The sequence below is a fragment of the Escherichia sp. MOD1-EC6842 genome (assembly GCF_002965705.1).
GTDB lineage: Bacteria > Pseudomonadota > Gammaproteobacteria > Enterobacterales > Enterobacteriaceae > Escherichia > Escherichia ruysiae.
Genome location: NZ_PTRF01000073.1, coordinates 1 through 219, shown reverse-complemented (window position 1 = coordinate 219; position 219 = coordinate 1). Strand labels below are relative to the sequence as shown.

General features: G+C 54.3%; 1 protein-coding gene. It reads left to right on the top strand.

What is annotated here, in order from left to right; all coding sequences use genetic code 11:
* A partial coding sequence (locus A7Z29_RS23145; protein WP_157944817.1) for an AIDA repeat-containing protein occupies window positions 1-219 on the top strand: 219 nt, incomplete at both ends.

Genomic DNA, 219 nt, shown 5'->3' with positions numbered 1-219 from the left:
TTAACAGCGGTGGGTACCAGTATGTCTACGGCAGCGCTACTGACACAACCGTTAACAGCGGTGGGTACCAGTATGTCAGCAGCGGTGGCAGTGTCACGAGTACTACTATTAACAGCGGTGGGTGGCTGAATGTCAGCTCTGGTGGCAGTGCGGTTGATATTACTCAGAACAGCGGAGGCATCATCAGAACGGACACAGGCGCTACCCTCAACGGCACTA